Here is a 2,385-nt window from a genome sequence, read left to right as displayed (position 1 = left end):
CCCTCCCTCGGTTGGGGGCCCCCGGGGGGGCGGCGGGGGGGGGGGGGGGGGGGGGCGCGGGGGGGGGCCCCCCCCCCCGCCCCCCCCCCCCCCCCCCCCCCCCCCCCCCCCGGCCGCGGGCCCGAGCGGGGCCCACGGCCACCGGGCCGGGAGAACACCGCGAAGCCTTCGCGGCCTCCCGGCCCGGTGCGCACTCCACCGCGCACAGCCGGGCCGGCGTACCGGCACCGTGCTCGCGCTCGCGTATCGCCTCCCGGCGCTGCCACCGGGCCCGCCCCGCGCCCCGGACACCGTGCGGCATGTGGCGGACTCCTCCCGTATCCGGTGTGATGGTGTGGCATGACCCACAACGGTGGCGGATGATCGGGCGGACCGTGGCCGATGACCGCGCGCACCGCAGGGAGGGCCCGCTCCCGGTCTCTCGCCCCGCCCGCCGCATCCGATCCGCCCTGCGGCCGGCGGGCGACGGCAGGTCAGGTCTGAGCGCACCCCACCCGTTGAGGCCCGCGCGGCGACGCGGACTGTGGCGCGCGTCACCGGATCGGCCGAACAGGGCCCCCGTTCCTGCCTCTGTTACGGTGTGTCACCGCTGCCCGTCCTCCCGGCGGCCGTGGACGCCGTATTTCACAGCTTTCCCAAGCGATGCGGCTCCGCCCTCGGGGTAGGCGGACGCTCGGCGAATCATGGAAGCGCCCCGTGCGAGCCCGTGTGCCCGGCCGACCGCGTCCAGCGGCCCGGTAGGACTGCCCGGTCACTGGAATGCTTACATGTACGCAGGCGAAAAAGACGGTTTCATAATGATTTGCCCGACAGGCGGTCGGGTGACGTACGTGAGGTGATGGCTCCATGGCCCAAACTGTCGGAGGAGTAGGCGCGTCGAACCGCAAGGGCAAAGCCCTGGGGGTCTCCATCGCCGCCGCTGTGGGCGGCTTTCTCTTCGGCTTCGACTCCTCGGTCATCAACGGCGCGGTCAACTCCCTCACCGACCACTTCCACCTCGGCTCCTTCCTGTCGGGGTTCGTCGTGTCCATCGCGCTCCTCGGCTGCGCGGTCGGCGCGTGGTACGCGGGACGGCTGGCCGACGTCTGGGGCCGCCGCAAGGTGATGCTGCTCGGCTCGGCCCTGTTCATCATCAGCTCGGTCGGCTCCGCGCTCGCCTTCTCCGTACCGGACCTGCTGGTCTGGCGCGTCATCGGCGGCCTCGGCATCGGTATCGCCTCGGTGATCGCCCCCGCGTACATCTCGGAGGTGGCCCCCGCGAGCGGCCGTGGCGCGCTCGGCTCCCTCCAGCAGCTCGCCATCACCATCGGCCAGCTGGTCGTCCTGAGCTCGAACAAGGGGCTCGCCGGCGCAGCCGGCGGCGCCTCCCAGGACCTGTGGTGGGGCCTGCCCGCCTGGCGCTGGATGTTCCTCGTCGGCGTGATCCCCGCCGCCGTCTACGGTGTGCTCGCGCTCACGATCCCCGAGTCCCCGCGCTACCTGGTGCAGAAGGGCCGGCTCGGCGACGCCGCGGGCGTCCTGGAGCGCATCTCCGGCGAGGAGGACGGCCGGGCCAAGGCGCAGGAGATCGAACAGACCCTGCGCAAGGAGCACCGCACCACCTTCGCGGACATCCGCGGCTCGCGGTTCGGCCTGCACCCCCTCGTCTGGGTCGGCATCATCATGGCCGCGCTCCAGCAGCTCGTCGGCATCAACGCGATCTTCTACTACTCGACGACGCTGTGGCAGTCGGTCGGCTTCAGCGAGTCCAGCTCCTTCACGACCTCCGTGATCACCGCCGCGATCAACGTGGTGATGACCGTCGTGGCGATGCTCTTCATCGACCGCGTCGGCCGGCGTCGCCTGCTCACCATCGGCTCCATCGGCATGTTCCTGTCGCTGCTGCTCACGGCGATCGCGTTCTCGCAGCAGCACGGCAGCGGCAAGAGCGTCAGCCTGCCGCACCCGTACGGGCCCCTGGCACTGGTCGGCGCCAACGCCTTCGTGGTGTTCTTCGCCCTGTCCTGGGGCCCCGTGATGTGGGTCATGCTCGCGGAGATGTTCCCGAACCGGATGCGGGCGATGGCGCTGGCGATCGGCACCGCGTCCAACTGGATCTTCAACTTCATCGTGACGTTCGCCTTCGAGCCGGCCACCAAGCATGTTGGCCTCTCCTGGCTGTACGGGGCGTTCGCCCTGTTCGCGTTCCTGTCGATCTGGTTCGTCCGCTTCAAGATCCCCGAGACGAAGCAGCGGACGCTGGAGTCCATGACGGGCGAGTCGTACCAGCGCCCGGGCGCCCCGGGCGGCCGCACCACCCCGACGGCCTGACCTCCGGAGGGCCTCCGCGGGCACAGCACCGCACGACACGGGCGCCCGCGCCGCTTCCCCACCACGGGGGCGGCG

At 71.9% G+C, this 2,385-nt stretch carries 1 protein-coding gene; it reads left to right on the top strand.

Going from position 1 to position 2,385, the window contains the following annotated elements:
- Window positions 1-846 precede the first annotated feature (846 nt).
- Window positions 847-2,310, top strand: a complete 1,464-nt coding sequence (locus LCE31_RS25800) for a sugar porter family MFS transporter (RefSeq protein ID WP_225018127.1) — start codon at window positions 847-849, stop codon at window positions 2,308-2,310.
- Window positions 2,311-2,385: the final 75 nt, after the last annotated feature.

The organism is Streptomyces sp. 8L, from assembly GCF_020176795.1.
Classification (GTDB): domain Bacteria; phylum Actinomycetota; class Actinomycetes; order Streptomycetales; family Streptomycetaceae; genus Streptomyces.
The sequence above is the reverse complement of the archived record's forward strand: the minus strand, read 5'-3'. Positions and strand labels throughout refer to the sequence as shown.